The organism is Paenibacillus sp. FSL L8-0502, assembly GCF_038593055.1.
GTDB classification, from domain to species: domain Bacteria; phylum Bacillota; class Bacilli; order Paenibacillales; family Paenibacillaceae; genus Paenibacillus; species Paenibacillus polymyxa_D.
Genome location: NZ_CP151958.1, coordinates 1,592,407 through 1,609,695 on the forward strand (window position 1 = coordinate 1,592,407; position 17,289 = coordinate 1,609,695).

At 45.1% G+C, this 17,289-nt stretch carries 18 protein-coding genes; 15 read left to right on the top strand and 3 right to left on the bottom strand.

Annotated features, from left to right (window positions below):
• Positions 1–39 precede the first annotated feature (39 nt).
• Positions 40–1,053 carry an RluA family pseudouridine synthase gene (locus NSQ57_RS07065; protein WP_069012016.1) on the bottom strand — a complete coding sequence of 338 codons (1,014 nt, stop codon included), beginning with the start codon at positions 1,051–1,053 and terminating at the stop codon, positions 40–42.
• Positions 1,054–1,276: 223 nt separating this feature from the next.
• Here NSQ57_RS07065 and recQ point away from each other — a divergent pair, with 223 nt between their 5' ends.
• The 3 genes from recQ to NSQ57_RS07080 all read left to right on the top strand — a co-directional run bounded on the left by recQ (position 1,277) and on the right by NSQ57_RS07080 (position 6,588).
• Positions 1,277–3,175 carry a DNA helicase RecQ gene (gene recQ / locus NSQ57_RS07070; protein ID WP_342425842.1) on the top strand — a complete coding sequence of 633 codons (1,899 nt, stop codon included), beginning with the start codon at positions 1,277–1,279 and terminating at the stop codon, positions 3,173–3,175.
• A 54-nt stretch (positions 3,176–3,229) separates the two neighbouring features.
• Positions 3,230–5,098 (top strand): radical SAM protein, encoded by a 1,869-nt coding sequence (locus tag NSQ57_RS07075; protein WP_165144953.1) that lies wholly within the window; start codon positions 3,230–3,232, stop codon positions 5,096–5,098.
• Positions 5,099–5,274: 176 nt separating this feature from the next.
• Complete coding sequence (locus NSQ57_RS07080) at positions 5,275–6,588, top strand: alkaline phosphatase (protein WP_185156331.1); 1,314 nt, start codon at positions 5,275–5,277, stop codon at positions 6,586–6,588.
• 331 nt (positions 6,589–6,919) lie between these two features.
• Here NSQ57_RS07080 and NSQ57_RS07085 read toward each other — a convergent pair whose 3' ends face one another.
• On the bottom strand, positions 6,920–7,525 hold the full coding sequence (locus NSQ57_RS07085) for a DedA family protein (protein WP_029516415.1): 606 nt from the start codon (positions 7,523–7,525) through the stop codon (positions 6,920–6,922).
• Positions 7,526–7,540: 15 nt separating this feature from the next.
• Complete coding sequence (locus tag NSQ57_RS07090) at positions 7,541–8,116, bottom strand: phospholipid methyltransferase (protein WP_029516416.1); 576 nt, start codon at positions 8,114–8,116, stop codon at positions 7,541–7,543.
• A 287-nt stretch (positions 8,117–8,403) separates the two neighbouring features.
• On the opposite strand from NSQ57_RS07090, the gene NSQ57_RS07095 reads away from it, so the two are divergent.
• From NSQ57_RS07095 to NSQ57_RS07150, 12 genes are all read left to right on the top strand, one after another.
• Positions 8,404–8,646, top strand: coding sequence for a hypothetical protein (locus NSQ57_RS07095; RefSeq protein WP_340884779.1), 243 nt, complete (start codon positions 8,404–8,406; stop codon positions 8,644–8,646).
• A 101-nt stretch (positions 8,647–8,747) separates the two neighbouring features.
• Positions 8,748–9,101 carry a FlxA-like family protein gene (locus tag NSQ57_RS07100; RefSeq protein WP_069012023.1) on the top strand — a complete coding sequence of 118 codons (354 nt, stop codon included), beginning with the start codon at positions 8,748–8,750 and terminating at the stop codon, positions 9,099–9,101.
• Between the two features lie 297 nt (positions 9,102–9,398).
• Complete coding sequence (locus NSQ57_RS07105; RefSeq protein ID WP_069012025.1) at positions 9,399–9,827, top strand: GNAT family N-acetyltransferase; 429 nt, start codon at positions 9,399–9,401, stop codon at positions 9,825–9,827.
• 11 nt (positions 9,828–9,838) lie between these two features.
• Positions 9,839–10,300, top strand: a complete 462-nt coding sequence (locus tag NSQ57_RS07110) for a hypothetical protein (RefSeq protein WP_069012027.1) — start codon at positions 9,839–9,841, stop codon at positions 10,298–10,300.
• Positions 10,301–10,336: 36 nt separating this feature from the next.
• Complete coding sequence (locus tag NSQ57_RS07115) at positions 10,337–11,149, top strand: helix-turn-helix transcriptional regulator (protein WP_069012029.1); 813 nt, start codon at positions 10,337–10,339, stop codon at positions 11,147–11,149.
• 105 nt (positions 11,150–11,254) lie between these two features.
• Positions 11,255–12,211, top strand: a complete 957-nt coding sequence (locus NSQ57_RS07120) for an aldo/keto reductase (protein ID WP_342425843.1) — start codon at positions 11,255–11,257, stop codon at positions 12,209–12,211.
• A gap of 267 nt (positions 12,212–12,478) precedes the next feature.
• Complete coding sequence (locus NSQ57_RS07125; RefSeq protein ID WP_069012034.1) at positions 12,479–12,970, top strand: 8-oxo-dGTP diphosphatase; 492 nt, start codon at positions 12,479–12,481, stop codon at positions 12,968–12,970.
• Between the two features lie 2 nt (positions 12,971–12,972).
• Positions 12,973–13,971, top strand: coding sequence for an aminoglycoside phosphotransferase family protein (locus NSQ57_RS07130; protein WP_342425844.1), 999 nt, complete (start codon positions 12,973–12,975; stop codon positions 13,969–13,971).
• A gap of 47 nt (positions 13,972–14,018) precedes the next feature.
• Positions 14,019–14,540: a GNAT family N-acetyltransferase gene (locus tag NSQ57_RS07135; protein WP_340884785.1), complete on the top strand. Its 522-nt coding sequence runs from the start codon at positions 14,019–14,021 to the stop codon at positions 14,538–14,540.
• A 28-nt stretch (positions 14,541–14,568) separates the two neighbouring features.
• Positions 14,569–15,018, top strand: coding sequence for a hypothetical protein (locus NSQ57_RS07140; RefSeq protein WP_340884787.1), 450 nt, complete (start codon positions 14,569–14,571; stop codon positions 15,016–15,018).
• A gap of 189 nt (positions 15,019–15,207) precedes the next feature.
• Positions 15,208–16,242 carry an NAD(P)/FAD-dependent oxidoreductase gene (locus NSQ57_RS07145; protein ID WP_307348795.1) on the top strand — a complete coding sequence of 345 codons (1,035 nt, stop codon included), beginning with the start codon at positions 15,208–15,210 and terminating at the stop codon, positions 16,240–16,242.
• 247 nt (positions 16,243–16,489) lie between these two features.
• Complete coding sequence (locus tag NSQ57_RS07150) at positions 16,490–17,155, top strand: HD domain-containing protein (RefSeq protein WP_342425845.1); 666 nt, start codon at positions 16,490–16,492, stop codon at positions 17,153–17,155.
• Positions 17,156–17,289: the final 134 nt, after the last annotated feature.

Sequence of the window (17,289 nt, forward strand, 5' to 3'; positions counted from 1 at the left end):
TCTATTTTTCTATCTAATCTCCGTATGCTTTGCTCAATTCTACTCCCGGAACGGATTCAAAAAGGTTTTAGGGATGTCGGATTCAAAACGCAGCAATACCCCGGTGACGGGATGAATAAAAGACAATACCCTCGCATGTAGGCCAAGGCGCCCAATCGACTTGGATTTGGAACCGTATTTTTTATCTCCAACAATGGGATGACCGATATCCTCCATATGTACGCGGATTTGATTTTTGCGTCCGGTCTCCAAACGTACTTCCAGCAAAGAAAAATGCCGATTGGCTTGAAGTAGCTTGTAATGAGTGACTGCGTGTTGTCCGTCATTCGGATAAGGACTGGAATACATTTTTAGCGTCTTGCTTTCTTTCAGCCATGAGGTGATTGTACCCTCAGCTTTTTTAACCTGTCCTTCTACAAGAGCAATGTATGTTCGTTCATACACAACTTCCTTCCACGCTTTTTGCATTTCCTGCTGTATGGCTTCGCTTTTCGCAAACATCATCACTCCTGATGTATCACGATCCAAACGATGCAGTACAAAAATACGATTGTACGGATGCTCGCGTCTCACATGGGCCGTAAGCTGGCGATAGGCTGTTACTTCCTGCTCCTGCGCTGAAGCCACGGACAGCAACCCGGCATCCTTATGGATAACGATAATGGCTTCATCCTCATGCAAAATACGTAGCCCAGTCAGTGGTACGACGGGAATTACCTTTTCCTTGGAAAGAGCGACAGTCTGACCTTGCTCCAGTGGAAAATTATGCACGGTACGCGGAATGCCGTTGACGGACACCTGCCCACGAGCCAGTGCTGATTTAATGGAGTTGCGACCCATGCCAGTCACATGCTCTACTAAAAAGCTTAACAGCTCGGCAGGCTCCTGGACGATGTATGTTTTGGCAGGGGCTTTATCAAAAGCATTCGTTCTCCGTGGAGCTTCCGGTCTATGGGAGCCAGATCTTCCGGCAGGTTTATGACTGCGTTTGGAATGGCTTGCGTTTGACGTAGATTTTGTATGATTTTTCCGTTGGGGTTTCCGATTGTTCATGGGTTCTTTCTCCTTCTTGGAACCGTGTCTCTTCATAATTATGGACAAATTTTCGGCACCGTGTTCACTATATCATGAGAAAACAGCGAACGCCATAAGGGACTAAACCAGATTGGCAGTCTTCTAGCGGTTGAACATTACCCTGAACCCCGGTAAACTAAAGGTAACGAAAGAAAAGCCGATATGCGTCAAGGACGCTAGAAATATGAGGAGTTTTGAAACTATGAGTGTACAAGCACCAACCTTGGAACGGGCGCAGGACTTGCTGCAAAAATTTTATGGCTATCCCGATTTCCGGGAGGGACAAAAGAAAATTGTGGCCAGTATGCTGGAGGGCAACGATACGTTGGGCATCATGCCGACAGGGGGCGGAAAATCGATATGCTACCAGATCCCCGCGTTGTTGCATGAGGGGCTGACCATTGTCGTGTCACCGCTCATTTCGCTGATGAAGGACCAGGTGGATGCGCTGACCACGATGGGGATTGCTGCTGCCTACATCAATAGTACGTTGAGTGGTCGAGAAGTGAATGATCGCATACGAGCCGCACGGAATGGTGACTTGAAGTTACTGTATGTCGCACCGGAACGACTCGAACTGGACTGGTTTCGCGATGAAATGGCTCAGTTGCCGATTTCCTGCGTAGCGGTAGATGAGGCTCACTGCGTATCCCAGTGGGGCCATGATTTCCGTACCAGCTATCTGGCTGTGGCTCCATTCGTGGACGGGCTGTATGAACGTCCAATCGTGGCTGCGTTTACGGCAACGGCGACACCGCAGGTCATGGATGACATCGTGCGCTTGCTTCGTCTGCGCTCACCGGAGACGTTCGTTACAGGCCTTGGACGGCCCAATTTGGCGTTCAGTGTGCTGCGCGGGGAAGATAAACGCAGCTTTTTACTGAATTACGCCCGTGAGCATGAGGGTGAATCCGGCATTATTTATGCGGCGACACGTAAGGACGTGGACGATTTGTACCAACGGCTGCGTGACGCAGGCATGGCGGCTGGACGCTATCATGCCGGGATGACAGATCAGGAGCGTGCAGATAGCCAGGAAGGGTTTCTGTACGACGATATCCGTGTCATTGTAGCAACCAATGCCTTCGGCATGGGGATAGATAAATCGAACGTACGCTATGTCATTCACTACAACATGCCTAAAAATATGGAGGCGTACGTGCAAGAGGCGGGACGCGCAGGACGTGATGGCGACCCGAGTCAATGTATTTTGCTGTTCGGACCGCAGGATATTGTGACGCAGAAGTTCCTAATTGAGCAAAATCCACAGGATGAAGACCGCAAGCGTAATGACTATCGCAAGCTCCAGCAGATGGTTGATTATTGCTACACGACTCGTTGCCTACGTACAGCACAGCTTGAGTATTTCGGAGAAGCGGAGGAGCATGAAGCTTGCGGCATATGCAGTTCATGTACAGATGAACGGGAACTGGTTGATATGACCATAGATGCGCAAAAGATTTTTTCGTGCATTCATCGCATGCGGGAACGTTATGGGGTCTCGATGGTCGCCTCGGTGTTGAAAGGCTCGCGTAACAAAAAAGTGCTGCAGTATGGTTTTGACAGCCTACCAACCTATGGCGTGATGGGCAACCGGACGGAAAAAGAGATCGCCGAAATCATCAATGTTCTTGTTTCGGAAGGCTATCTGATGTTGTCCGAGGGACAATATCCGGTCGTACGCTTGCAGCAGCTTGCCGCTGAAGTGCTGAAGGGCCAGCGAGAAGTCATGCAGCGTGTTGTGCGACATGCCACGGCTTTTGCAGGTGGAGCAGGTTCACGCGGACGACAGGGACGCGATGCATACCCGGCTGCAGTCAACGAAACCGTGTTCGAGCAATTGCGCCTGATCCGCCGCGATCTGGCCGCTCAGGAGCATGTACCGTCTTATATCATTTTCAATGATGCGACGCTGCGTGAGATGAGCGTAGCGAGCCCGCAATCCGAGGCAGACATGTTGCGGATCAAGGGTGTCGGAGAAGTGAAGTTCCGCAAGTACGGCAAGCCGTTTCTTGATTTTTTTCATAATCAGGGGAATATCGGGGGAACGGTAAGCGAGGACGAGATTTATGCAGACGATGTGTACGAGGATTTTGAATAGCCATACTAAGGTAAGGATATAACAGTCCATGCAAACTATAGAAGGTTGTGACCTATGAAAGTCATTTTATCAACGTTAAATGCAAAATATATTCATACCTCGCTGGCCATCCGATGTCTCAAAGCCTACAGTGAAAAGGACTTTGATATCGAGCTAGCGGAGTACACGATTAAAGACCCGGTGATGAACATCGTATCCGATTTGTTTCAACGGGGGGCAGATGTCATCGGCTTTTCCTGTTATATTTGGAACATTGAAGAGACGATTAAAGTCATCGATGTATTGAAAAAGATCATGCCCGAAGTCAAAATTGTTCTGGGTGGTCCAGAGGTATCCTACGATACGGATCACTGGATGAAGCGTTTGGCGAATGTGGACTTTATCGTGGTTGGTGAAGGAGAGGAAACATTCCATCAACTGCTGCAGGAGCTGGAAGGGGATCGCAAGTTCCATTTTGTGTATGGACTGGCTTACCGTAAGGGAGAAGAGGTTATTCAGATGCCCGGTCGTCCGAAAGCGGACTTGAACGAGTTGCCGTCGCCCTATCGTTTTGCTGAAGATATACCGGAACTCGGGAAACGGGTTGTTTATTTCGAAACGAGCCGGGGCTGTCCGTTCAGCTGCCAGTTTTGTCTGTCTAGCATTGAGGTTGGGGTGCGTTATTACGATATTGAGCGCACAAAGTCAGATATTCTGTATCTGATCGACAATGGAGCCAACCTAATTAAGTTCGTGGATCGGACGTTTAATATTAAACGCGATTATGCGCTGGAAATGTTCAAATTTTTGATTGAAAATCACCGTGGTTGTGTCTTCCAGTTTGAGATTACGGCAGATATTATGCGTCCCGAGGTATTGGATTATTTGGCGGAAAACGCGCCGCCGGGCGTATTTCGTTTTGAAATCGGCGTCCAATCAACGAATGATCCTACCAATGAGTTGGTTAAGCGTCGCCAGAACTTTACCAAACTTTCCCGTACTGTTACCAAGGTCAAACAAAGCGGTAAAATTGACCAGCATTTGGATTTGATCGCCGGGTTGCCCTTGGAGGACTACAACACATTCCGTAAAACGTTTAATGACGTTTTTGCGCTCGGCCCGGAAGAGCTTCAACTTGGCTTCCTCAAAATGCTGCGTGGCACTGGACTGCGTATCGACGCAGATAAGTACAACTACACGTACATGGACGTGGCGCCTTATGAAATGCTGAGCAATGACGTCCTTTCCTTTGCCGATATCGTCCGACTCAAGCGCTTGGAAGATGTATTGGAAAAATATTGGAACTCTCATCGTATGGATCATACAGTCAACTATCTGATTGAGCGTGAATTCTCGTCCGCCTTTGATTTCTTTCAGGAATTCGGAGACTACTGGGAAGGACAGGGCTGGCAAAAAATCGGACATCAGCTCGAAGACTTGTTCACACGTCTCCAGTCCTTTCTGGAATCGCGTGGAACAAAGCGAATGGATATGGTGCTTGGACTGATGAAGCTTGATTATTTCCTTAACCATAAATATAAGCCGCGTAAAATTTGGTGGGAGCATAGCTTGGAGAAGAATGATTGGTCCAGCTATATGAAAATGGTTCTCCAGCACCCGGATGCGCTGTTGTCACCTGTGGTTGCAGATTTTGTGGCAGATGCGAGCAAGGAGAGTACAGGCGAAACGGATGTAGGCATTCAACAGCCGCAGCCATACCGCGAGATTATCCCAGCCTTTGCTTCCTTGAAGCTGAGTGAAAAAGAACTGCAAAAGCACGCTGTTCTAGATGTACTGCCGTTCAGTCTGGATCATATCCTGAGTGGGGGTAGCCCATTGACTGCCGAAGGCCGCACGCTTCTGCTTGTAGTCTATCAGCAAAATGGACAGCAAAAGCCGCTCTACTACACCATGCCGATCGGCAAAAATATCGCTGCGATTTAATATAAGAGGCATCGACTTTGATATACCAAAAGTCGGTGCCTTCTTTTGTCTTATAAAAAACAGGTGAGCACTCCAAATTTTACATTCGTGTAATCTATTGCTTTACGATACTTTACAAAGCAGATATATGATTACTTTATCATATATGAATATTAAATTTATTGGAGTGTGACCTTGTGAAAAAGCGTTCGATGAAAAAGAGTATCCTTGCTTTAGGTGCCATTACCGTTTTGAGTGCGCCATTGTTATCTGCTAATATCCCTAACGCTTTTGCAGCCTCATCTAATACCAAGTCTACTACGACACAGGTATCCAAAGGACAGAAAACCTCGTCAGCGAAAGTCGATGCCCCTAAGAATGTCATTCTCTTTATCGGCGATGGTATGGGAGAAGCAAGTCGCAACGCGATTCGCTTGGCGACGGTAGGGAAATCGGGATTACTTGAAATGGACAACATGCCTGTAACCGGCCTGGTTAGCACAAGTTCAGGGGATAACCTGGTTACGGATTCTGCCGCCGCTGCGACTGCCATTGCAACAGGTGTGAAAACGTATAACGGCGCGATTGGAATGGATTTGAATAAAAAACCAGTGACAACGATTATGGAGCTGGCTAAAAAAGCAGGCATGTCTACAGGTGTCGTGACGACAAGCCAAGTGACAGACGCAACGGGGGCTGCCTTTGGTGCGCATGTCGAAAAACGCTCCGCTCAAAGCGAGATTGCCAAACAGTATTTGGAGAAAAGCAAGCTGGATGTTATTCTGGGCGGTGGTGAGGATTTCTGGTACCCTGCCGGAACAGTAGGCAAACATCCAGATGCTCCGGCAGAAGATCCTGAGGAAGCGAGTAAGGGAACTCAAGGGAATTTGGTAGAACAAGCGAAGAAGCTGGGTTATAGTTATGTGACGGATCAGACAGGAATGAAAGCAGCCAAAGGTTCTAAGTTGCTGGGGCTGTTCGCCAATGAAGAGATGTTCCAAGCTCACAACAAGCAGGGTAACTCTTACAATCCAACGGTTTCTTTACCGGATATGACGACCAAAGCAATTGATGTTCTTTCCAAAAACCAAAAAGGTTTTTTCCTGATGGTAGAAGAAGAAGGAACGGATGAGATGGCGCATGACAATGAAGGTGAGCTAACGATTAAGGCTGGGCAACAGCTCGATAAGGCCGTTAAAGTAGCTAAAGAGTATGCCAAAGCACATCCAGATACATTAGTGTTGGTGACAGCAGATCATGAAACGGGCGGTTTGGCGATTGAAGGCGAAGATGCGGAGGATGAATCCGGTGAAGGTGTTTCCAAAGAGGATGGTCCTTTTACTGTAAAAGGCTCTAATGAAAAGTTTTATATTGACTGGACCACGGGAGGACATACATCTGTTGATGTGGCGTTAACCGCGATGGGCCCAGGCTCTTCTCAGTTTAGCGGGAATTACCCGAATACTGCCATTCATGATAAGCTGGTTAAGTTGCTTCAATTAAAGAAATAGCTCGGGGTGTAAGCCGCCACTTTAAAGGCTTTCCATATTGGCAATATGGTTTTTCCTGTGATAAATTAAAGCTAATAAGTATATACTGAAAAAGAGCAAGGATGCTGCCAACATCCTCACTCTTTTGCAACAGCCGCTTATAAGGGCGGTAGTTGTAGGGTTGGATTAGTAAAATAGACCGCATTCCTTTTCCAGAGGGCGGTCTATTTCTTTTTGTTGAAGGAAAGAATCAAGATCACCAATGTCGCAAATTGAATCATCACATCAATGTATCTTTAACCTCCACAGGCATCACCTCCTTTGCAGGAGACTAGCCGAACGTGTTCTACCTTTACTCCTCCGTTGTTTTCTTCCCCCATACTAATTTCATTATAAAAAATATAATGGTCAGCATGATGACAAGCAATGCCATCTGCAAGCCATAACGATGGATTAGTTCTCCTACTGCCTGTACATGATCGCCAAAGATACGTCCGAGTAGAAAGAAGATCAGCGTCCAGATCAAACCCGTTGAATAAGAGAAGAGGGCGTAGCGCTTGAAGCTCATTTTATTGATTCCGACAATATAAGGAATAATGTGACGGACGATCGGCAGCAAATAACTGATGCAAATAGTGAAGTTTCCATACTTATGTATCAATTTTTCCGAAAACGTAATGTACTTGTCCATTTTTTTCTTCCGGCGTAAACGTTCTAGAATCGGTGTGCCCACGGTTCTCCCCAATACATAACCTAAGGACAAGCCTGATATAACCCCAAGATATACAATTAAAAAAGCGGGTAACGGGTGAAGTATGCCCATGCCTGTTACAGCCCCGCCAGTCATCACAATGACTTCATCCGGGATGGGCAGACCCACAATCCCCAGCCATAGAGAAAAGAATAATGCTGCATAGCCGTATTGTTCGATGATGGAAATTAAATATTCCACGTCCATACCCGTACTCCTTTCTTAAGCTTTCTTTCGGCATACATACACGAATGCGGGTGGAACATTCATGGGCACAAACTTGATTTCTTCAATATCAAACCATTCACCTAACTGCTGCTTCATCTGTTTAGAGTATTGAAAGGCCACAAACATTCCTCCATCCCTGAGCGATAGATGAATTTGTTCTACAATTTGATTCCGCATCGCTTGTGGAAAATTGAAAAAAGGCAGCCCGCTGATTATGCAGTCAAGCTGTTCTATTTGGGCATTTTTCATAGCAAGCTGAAGCTCACGCGAGTCGGAATAGCATAGATAATTCGGGAATCTTCTTTTTAAACTCTGCTGCATGGTTTGGTCTTTCTCAAAGAGTAAAACCTTAGGTTGAAATTCAGCAGCAGACGGGATGTATTGAGTAATAGCCCCTGTTCCAGCACCAAGCTCGGCAACAGCATGAACTTCACTCCATGGAATGGATTCTATCATATTTTTAGCTAAAAATCTGGAACTTGGTGTTACACTACCCACGTATGCAGGCGAGTACAAAAATTTGACCAGGAACATAAGTCTCTCGTGAACCAAATGGCTAATACGGATCATACATCATTTCCCTACTTTCAATTTTTAAAATACGTTCATTTATTCTTTGCTAAGAGTAACAAATTATCCCTTTACTTACTCCTGTCTCAAGTAGGGTTGATCCCCCCGTCTTGCGGAGGGGATTTTCCTTGACTATGGTCTAGGAAATAATAAAAGGGTTACGGTATTAATGAGTCTGTATTGATTCAGTTATCATTCAGCATACCCTCAGGTTGCATTCAGATTTGCTACCGATGAAAGGTAGGTGGGCAGCCAAAAACATTATGTACACTGAGAGGGGATCTATTTTGTCACTATCCATTAACAGACATCTTATCACGACTTCCTATGATCATTCGAATACGGTGAAGTCACATGAGAATGGACTAAATACCGCGGGTCATACCACACACAAGAAATCTAACGATTCACTCGAATTGAGTAAGGAATTCATGGAATACACGGGAGGAATGCAGGCTCCGCTTCCTACGAATGCCACAGATGAAGAAATATCGGCTTTATTCGATAAAATCGCTAAGACTTTTGAATAATCTGTATCATCGTAGTCATAGTCATTAGAGTGCAACACCATAGCTTAGAACCGGTTAGCCCACACGTGTAAACTCATACTTTTATAAAGGGGAAATCTCGTATGAACATTTCATCCACATCCAGCAGTTCTATATCTATTTCAAGCACTTCATCTTCATCCAGTACCAACGATACAGCTAGTCTGGAAAAGCAAAAAGCTCAACTTGAAGCGGAGTACAACAAGGTACAGCAAAGTAAGGATAATAAAGATACAAAAGAAGCAAAAATGAAGCAGCTTCAGCAACAAATTAAACAGATTGAAGCTCAAATTGCACAGCAAAGTTCGCAATCCAGCAGTACGTCAACTCCAAAAATGGAAAAGCCCGCTCCAAGTAACACAGAAACAACTCGTATCAACAGCGCTAACAGCAGCGATATTACGGGAGTTGGGAGATCACTGGATATTTCAATTTAATCATCCCCTCTCTTCTCCTGTATGGCAGACGATGGATATAAAGGATAGCAGGTTCTCCGTTTCAGAGGGGCCTGCTTTTTTCGTTACTAAATATTTTGCATGAATCCAGGGAACGACTTTAATCAGCGATATTTAGATTAGAATAATTCTGTCCATCTAAATTGAATCATGTGACTAAACACAGAAAAATATATACAATATATAACAGTAGAAAGATAAAAGTATTCTAATCATAGTGTTTTATATATTTGAATTAGGAAGGTGTTATTATTCATTTCAAATTGGAGGATTTATGCCATGACGCTGGAACCTCAGATGAATCGAAGTAGTAGAGATGAAGCCCGTTTAGTCAGAAATAAGTTGATTGAGTTTAATGCGAAACACGTTCCAACAGATATTCGAACCCAATACGAAGAGATTAATCTTACGCTTAAAAATGAAGACGGTCAGGTGATAGGCGGTCTCCTAAGTGTACTATGTTGGAACTGGGTGGAGGTTGATATTTTGTGGGTAGATCAGAGCTACAGAGGAAAGGGCTACGGTTCACAACTACTTGGTGAAATTGAACAAATTGCTAGAGATAAAGGGTGTGATTTTATACAACTTAATACCTTTACTTTCCAAGCGCCCGAATTCTATGAAAAGCAGGGGTATGAAGTCGTTGGTGTCATTGACGATGCTCCGAGAGGCTTTAAACACTATTATTATAAGAAAAATATCTACTGAGGACTCTATAGATGCGCGTACAGATCAAGGAAATAAATAAAGATCAGCATATCACCATTCGTAATATTGGCAAGGAAAAAGTATACGGCTACTGGACATATTTTTGGCATGAACTGACTTCTGGATATGCGTATGTTGTCCCGTATGAACAAAGCTTAAATAAGATGATTCCCGGTTGTGTAATTTCGGTCGAGACTTCTCAATCCAGTATAGAGGGGTTCAGGAGGCTGAAGCCTACTGAAGAGACAGGGATTTTTCGACCTCAACCAAAGCTAGGCGACTATTGGATTCAAGGAACGATACATCAAGTGATGCAAGGCGAAGCAGACGAGATAGAATGTGTGGAGATTGTAGTAGGAGACACTACGTTTATTTTGGATTCTGAAGAAGTGAATGGTGATGTCAACGTTAAAGCGGGCGACGGTGTCGCCTTTGAAATCATAGGCCTACAGTTGTTTGACGAGGGACTGTGAGCGTTCTATAGCGATTGATTCGAAAAGAGGTAACACATGTCTAATGATAATAGTAAATCGAAAACGTTGGGAGCTTTTCTGAAATCACGTCGAAATCGACTTCAACCAGAGCAGGCAGGTCTTAGACTTTCACAGGGTCAGCGAAGAACACCGGGGCTTCGCCGAGAAGAAGTTGCGATGCTGGCAGGTGTCAGTGCGACGTATTACACATGGCTGGAACAAGGTAGAGAAGTAACAGCATCTAAGGAGATTATCGAAAGTATAGGAGAAGCTCTACAATTAACTCATGATGAGAGAGCACATCTAATTCAATTGTGGAATCCCAATGAGGCGGTTGCGATTTCGCCCATCCATACAAGGCTGAATCCACAGTGGCAACATATTATTGATCAGTTGTCCTATCCTTCCTTTATCAGCAATGAAAAAGCGGAAGTGCTTGCTTGGAATAGCGCGGCGAATGAGGTGATTACCGATTTTTCTTCCCTGTCCGTTTCTGAACGTGTCATGATTCGTTTATTGTTCGTGGATTCCGAATTACGTCGTCGAATGGTTAACTGGGAAGAATTCGCGTCCTATTCGGTAGCTGTTTTTAGAACCTATTATGACAAGTATTTAGGAGATCCTTGGTTTGAGGAGACGGTAGAACGGCTGCGTGTGGAAAGTATGGAGTTTGACACCATGTGGAAGCAGCATCATATCCAGCTCAAAAAGGTGAATCGGGTTTCCCTTCAAATCCCTGGCGCTGTGGAAGCAGTTTCCTATGATATTAATTCTTTAGCAAGTATTACGGACCAACCGGGTCTGCACTTTTGTATCTACACGCCAGTAAGCCAATCCTCTGCCTGGTAATCTTGTTACTAGTATAAACGTACTGTGGTTGCCTCCATAAGGGTCTATTAGAATGAGTACATGTTCATTCCATCCATTTACCCAAAGAAAAGAGGGAACCATGATATGCTGAAAAGGAAATTGGGATGTGAAGGGCTGGAGGTATCAGCTCTGGGCCTTGGCACGATGATGATGCCGAACAACGAGGAGTCGGTGCGCACACTTCAGGGAGCGCTGGACCTTGGTGTAACGCTGTTTGATACAGCAGATCTTTATGGTGAGGAATACGCACAGCAGAAGTTCGGCGGCAATGAGAAGCTAGTTGGACGTGCGCTCAAGGGTCGTCGGGAGGAGGTAGTGATTGCCACTAAATTCGGGATCACACACACTCAGGGACCCAAGGGAGATCCGGCATATATTAAAAAATCCGTAGACGCCAGTCTGTTTCATCTGAGGACTGATTATATCGACCTGTATTATCAGCATCGAGTCGATCCCAATAATCCGATTGAAGAGACCGTCGGAACGATGGCCGATTTGGTTAAGGAAGGGAAAATCCGTTATATCGGCTTGTCGGAAGCGTCGGCTGAACAGATCCGCCGCGCGCATGCGGTGCATCCAATTACCGCAGTAGAAACCGAATATTCCTTGTGGAGCAGAGAAGTGGAAGACGATGTCCTTCCGCTACTAAACGAACTGGGAATCGGCTTCGTCCCCTACAGTCCACTGGGTCGAGGTTTCCTCACGGGACAGATCAAAAAATTTGACGATCTGCCAGTGGATGATTACCGCCGTCATTTCCCTCGCTTCCAAGGCGAGAATTTCACCAAAAATCTAGAGGTTGTCCTCCTGATCGAAAAGCTGGCTGCCCAAAAAGGTTGTACTTCTGCTCAGTTGGGGCTGGCATGGCTGCTTGCGCAAGGCGACCATATCGTCCCGATTCCAGGAACGAAGAGATTGGAAAGAGTGCGTGAAAATCTTGGTGCCCTACAGGTCTCTTTGTCGGAAGCAGAGCTTCAAGAGATCGAGCGTATTTCGCCTAAAGGTTTCGCAGCAGGTTCTCGTTATCCGGAGCGTGCCTAGAAAACGGAGTATTGGCATGATGATTAAGTTTAGGATAAGACCGTTCCTTTCTGGAGCCGCTTGGTAGTACCAGCGGCTCTGTAGAAAGGCGGTCTTTTTTTTACTAATTTTGACCGACTTAGGCATGAGTTCTCAAGTCTAGTCTATGGTTAGAGTTATTGCGCTCTACAAAATAACGAGTTAAAGTATGGGAAATGCCATATTTAACCACAGTTTGTCGGTGTGAAAGTAAAACTAGATTTTAGTGAATCGTGAATAAAGAAAGGTATGATCGGATTGACAACAGAAGTGACACACAAAATATATACCATGTGTATGATTCAGGACGGAAGTAAGGTATTGCTTATGAATAGACCCAATCGAAAGGGGTTTCCGGGTTATATTGCTCCAGGAGGAAAAGTAGAGTTTCCAGAAAGCATTGTGAATGGGGCCATTCGTGAAGTAAGGGAAGAAACAGGCTTAACCGTTACGAAAATCGTATTTAAAGGAATCGACGAATATTGTGACCCAAGCCAAGGGCTGAGATATATGGTCTTTAACTATTTGGCTACAGCCACTGAAGGTGAACTATTAAAAAATCCCCCCGAGGGAGAACTGCTGTGGGTGGATATGAAGGAAGCGCTAAATCTGCCGATGCAGGATTGGTTTAAGCGGAGATTTCCATTGTTTTTTGAGCCAGGAACGTTTGAAGTTAGTTCCGTGTGGCTGGCGGATACAGATGAAACTCTGGAAGCAACGATTAAGAGCTATGGTGTATAGAGATGACGACGACCATATATTTCTCATCTAATCGGCTAGGCGAGGTAACAATTGAACAAGTGCAAAGGATGCTGAATCGTTTTGATTTGGGACGTTTGCTGTCTTATGAAAAAACGGCAGAAGGTGTCCTAGGGCAAACTCTCTATGTTTCCTCAACGGCTGGGCAGTTTGTGCTGAAGGGGAACCCGCTTTTTCCAGGGCAATGGGTAGAAGAAAAGTTTATGGTGGAGCAAATACAAGCGCGGACTCCAATTCCCGTGCCAACACCGTATCTTGTGGATCATACAGAGGACATTTTTGGCTGGAACTATGCAGTTATGCCCCGTCTATACGGTCAGCATATACATACACCTGAGTTGCAAGCAAAGCTGACCTCGCTGGATAAACAGCAAATGGTTGAAATGCTTGCTACTGTTTTGTTAGAGCTTCATAGATGGAAGGTTAAGAACAGTGGAGAGCTGGATACAACAACTCTAGGCATTCGTCCTTTTGAAGTCTCTTATCGAGTATGGTTGTATGGACGAATTCGCTATTGGCTAGAGGATGCCAAAAAATACTCGAACATTTCTGTACAGGATATGGAATGGGTAGAGGAAATATTGGAAGGCTCCCGTCAAGCATTCGATCAGCTGGAAGCTGCCACTTTCGTGATGGGGGATTTTAAACCGCAAAATTTCCTTGTGCAGAATGGGAATAAGGGCTGGGGAGTCAGTGGTCTTTTTGATTTTACGACAGCCTATTTTGGGGATGGGGTTGCAGATCTTCCGAAAATAACCACCATGTATCTGGAGAACGGCGAAGAAGAATTGGCAAAAGGTTTTCTTACTGCTTACGCACAAGGGATGGAAGCTAAAGAAGGATTTACTGAGCGTTTCCGGGTGCATATGCTGCATCAGCAGGTTCTAAACTGGGGATGTGCCAAAGCGATGAAGCAAATCACTTGGGATGATAAGCTCTCTTTTGCAGATTGGGCGCAAAAATTCATGGATATTGAGGTATAAAGCAATAGCAGACAAATTGAGTGTTTAAAGAGGAGGTAGTGAGTGGGATGCAGACCGTCAGATTGGTAAAGCCGGATCAGGACTGGAAGGAAGCTTATCTTTCATTTTATGAGGAATGGAAACAGAGTCAGGAGCATATGGTACCTTGGGTGATCTCTGTAGAGCCGTACGATTTTGAAGGTATGCTGACGTTTTTAAGTAATCAGGAAAATGGAATGAACCTGTCTGAAGGCTGGGTCAAAAGCTCCACATACTGGCTTGTGAATGCGAATGAACAGGTTGTGGGAGCGGTGAATATCAGGCATGTCCTTAACGAACACCTAATGAATGCCGGAGGTCATATCGGTTACGGTATCCGTCCCTCTGCACGAGAGAACAGGTACGCTGTTACAATGCTGGCCTTGGCGCTGGAAAAAGCAAAAGAGCTGGGGATTTCCCGAGTCCTGGTCGTATGCGACTCCGATAATATTTCCTCCAAAAAAACAATCATACAAAACGGCGGAATGCCGGACAAGGATTACATAGAGGAAGACGGAAACCGTGTAAACCGGTTTTGGATCGAATTGTGAGTGAGAAAGAGAGGAACGCGAGAAGCTCATGAAATTATGGCCTGAATATGCGCAAAACATCATTGTTGGTGTTATTTTTGAAGGAAACTGGAATTGGTATGTGACGGAAAGAGAATATTGGTTTTTGAATACCGAGATGGAGGAACGGTTTGGTATCCCTATTTTGGATGAAACCACAGCAGGAGCATTTTTAGATCACATCTGTGAATATAAGGTGGCTACAGGGGAACTAACTTCAATGCTCCAGTTGCTGGATGATGCTATTCAGCATCAGGATGAAGTGTTGGAGTTCTATCCTGCTCTGTATGTTAACTTTGATGAGAAAGTTCTCTATTCGCTATTTCCTGAGCCAGCTTCGTTTGAACACTATGTCCCAGTGGGGTGGAAAGGGGAATATCAAAACTTTTTGAACGAGGTACCTTCACCTGAACAGTATTGGATGATCGATGGAAGTAACTTTTTTGAAACATTCACTTGATAGAATGAAAGAGGAAATGAATATATGGATGCTTCCATGCATGAGTAGCTATATTAACCCATAAAATGCAGTTCTAAGGTCACGAAAACCTCTCTAAGGGTTATGTTTTTATTTCCTAATTGATATTGATAATTATTATCACTTATAATAAGAGCAGACATATTACGCTATGATAGGGAGAGTTGCAGAGTGACAGTGTCCTTGGAATTATATGATGTAACGATCATCGGCGGTGGTCCTGCCGGTATGTATACCGCATTTTACAGTGGAATGAGAGATATGAAGACCAAGCTGATCGAAGCCAAGCATGAGTTGGGCGGACGGATGCGCATATACCCAGAGAAGATGATATGGGATGTCGGAGGGGTTACCCCGGTTTTATGTGAAAAGCTGATTGATCAGCTGGAGCAGCAAGCGCGGACGTTCGAGCCTACCATTGTGCTGGGGCAGCAGATCACTGGTTTGGATCGGCAAGAGGATGGCACGTTCCTGCTAACTTCTGCCACAGGGGAACAGCATTGGACACGCACGATCGTTCTGGCAGTAGGCTATGGTATTCTCAAAATGGCTAAGCTGGAGATTGAGGGGGCGGACCGCTATGAGGTTACGAACCTGCATTATACTGTACAAGAGCTGGAGCCATTCCGGGACAAGCACGTTCTGATTTCCGGTGGAGGCGACTCGGCAGTGGATTGGGCGAATGAGTTGGAGTCTATTGCGGCGAGTGTGACCGTCGTGCATCGTCGGGATCACTTTGGCGGACATGAGAAAAATGTAGCTCGTATGAAGTCATCTTCGGTCCGTGTTCTCACACCATACGCGGTAAGTCAGCTACATAGTAACAATGGAGAGACGATTGAACAGGTGACGATCAGTCATATAGATACGGACGAAATACAGGTGTTGAATGTCGATGCAGTCATTGTAAATCATGGACTAAAATCCGATTTCGGCCCGCTTCGGGATTGGGGACTGGATATGGGGGAGTGGCATGCCCGAGTGAGCGAAAAGCTGGAAACGAATCTGCCGGGGATTTTCGCGGCAGGCGATTTTGTCGAGTACGGAAGCAAGCTGTATCTAATTGCCGGTACGTTCACAGATGCGGCCCTTGCATTGAACAGCGCCAAGCTGTACATTGATCCAGCAGCTGACAAAGCGGCATATGTATCTTCTCATAACAGTCGGTTCAAGGAAAAAAACCGTGAGCTTGGTGTCGTGGAGTAAGATAAGAAACATAAGTTATATAGGATTAGAGATAGGTAGGGAAAATGTAAAAGAACTTCCGCGACTACGATTGATGTGGTTTTGGAGGTTCTTTTTTTGTCAGGTTACTTACTTCTCGTTCTAAAGGTTGGATAGCATACACCATATAGAATAAAATGAAGAATGATTCGTAGTAAGCAAATGGACAAGCATTAAAAAATCAAACGAACCTACCATAGAAAGTATGGACTGGATTGAAAGGTGACATATGAAGAGACGAACGGAGCAACAGGAAGCGATTTGTGCAGATATTATTCAAAAGGCAGAGCCCTTTGTACAGCAACAGTTGGAGCATGATCATAGTGGCCACGATTGGTGGCATATAGACCGGGTGAGAAAGCTGTCCCTTAAAATTGCTGCCAAAGAGGGCGCAGATTCGTTTATTTGTGAACTGGCAGCACTGCTGCATGATGTAGCGGATGAAAAATTAAATGATTCCAAACAAGCCGGGCTGGATAAAGTAGAGCAGTGGCTGCTTCTGCATGTAAATGATCTGGAGGTAATCGCGCACGTGATGACCATTATAGCTACGATGTCCTACAATGGTGGACAAAACCCGCCCATGGAGACGCTGGAGGGTCAAGTTGTGCAGGATGCGGATCGGTTAGATGCTCTTGGAGCAATTGGGATTGCAAGAACCTTTATGTATGCAGGCTCAAAAGGCAGTATGATGCATCACCCGGATAAAGATTTTTCACAGCATGAGTATCGTGCCGCAGGTAAAAGTGCCATATACCATTTTTACGAAAAGCTGCTCAAGCTCCAGGATTTAATGAATACCACTTATGCCCGAGAGCTGGCGGAGGTTCGGCATCAATGGATGGAGATGTACCTGGAGCAGTTCTATAGAGAATGGAATGTGGATGATAAATAAAGTGATTTAATAAGGCTGTTTTCTCTAACCGAGCATATCGGAGAGAAAGCGGCCTTTTTTATATAAATGTCATATTGATATTATCGGAAACATGTGTTATTTTATTGTTAATAACAAAATGATAATAACAAAAT

Bases quoted from the DNA above. Each gene is read 5' to 3' on its own strand.
- NSQ57_RS07130 (WP_342425844.1), top strand. From the start codon at position 12,973: ATGACGACGACCATATATTTCTCATCTAATCGGCTAGGCGAGGTAACA.
- NSQ57_RS07065 (WP_069012016.1), bottom strand. From the start codon at position 1,053: ATGAACAATCGGAAACCCCAACGGAAAAATCATACAAAATCTACGTCA.
- NSQ57_RS07115 (WP_069012029.1), top strand. From the start codon at position 10,337: ATGTCTAATGATAATAGTAAATCGAAAACGTTGGGAGCTTTTCTGAAA.
- recQ (WP_342425842.1), top strand. From the start codon at position 1,277: ATGAGTGTACAAGCACCAACCTTGGAACGGGCGCAGGACTTGCTGCAA.
- NSQ57_RS07120 (WP_342425843.1), top strand. From the start codon at position 11,255: ATGCTGAAAAGGAAATTGGGATGTGAAGGGCTGGAGGTATCAGCTCTG.
- NSQ57_RS07150 (WP_342425845.1), top strand. From the start codon at position 16,490: ATGAAGAGACGAACGGAGCAACAGGAAGCGATTTGTGCAGATATTATT.
- NSQ57_RS07125 (WP_069012034.1), top strand. From the start codon at position 12,479: ATGATCGGATTGACAACAGAAGTGACACACAAAATATATACCATGTGT.
- NSQ57_RS07140 (WP_340884787.1), top strand. From the start codon at position 14,569: ATGAAATTATGGCCTGAATATGCGCAAAACATCATTGTTGGTGTTATT.
- NSQ57_RS07075 (WP_165144953.1), top strand. From the start codon at position 3,230: ATGAAAGTCATTTTATCAACGTTAAATGCAAAATATATTCATACCTCG.
- NSQ57_RS07090 (WP_029516416.1), bottom strand. From the start codon at position 8,116: ATGATCCGTATTAGCCATTTGGTTCACGAGAGACTTATGTTCCTGGTC.
- NSQ57_RS07105 (WP_069012025.1), top strand. From the start codon at position 9,399: ATGACGCTGGAACCTCAGATGAATCGAAGTAGTAGAGATGAAGCCCGT.
- NSQ57_RS07110 (WP_069012027.1), top strand. From the start codon at position 9,839: ATGCGCGTACAGATCAAGGAAATAAATAAAGATCAGCATATCACCATT.
- NSQ57_RS07100 (WP_069012023.1), top strand. From the start codon at position 8,748: ATGAACATTTCATCCACATCCAGCAGTTCTATATCTATTTCAAGCACT.
- NSQ57_RS07085 (WP_029516415.1), bottom strand. From the start codon at position 7,525: ATGGACGTGGAATATTTAATTTCCATCATCGAACAATACGGCTATGCA.
- NSQ57_RS07135 (WP_340884785.1), top strand. From the start codon at position 14,019: ATGCAGACCGTCAGATTGGTAAAGCCGGATCAGGACTGGAAGGAAGCT.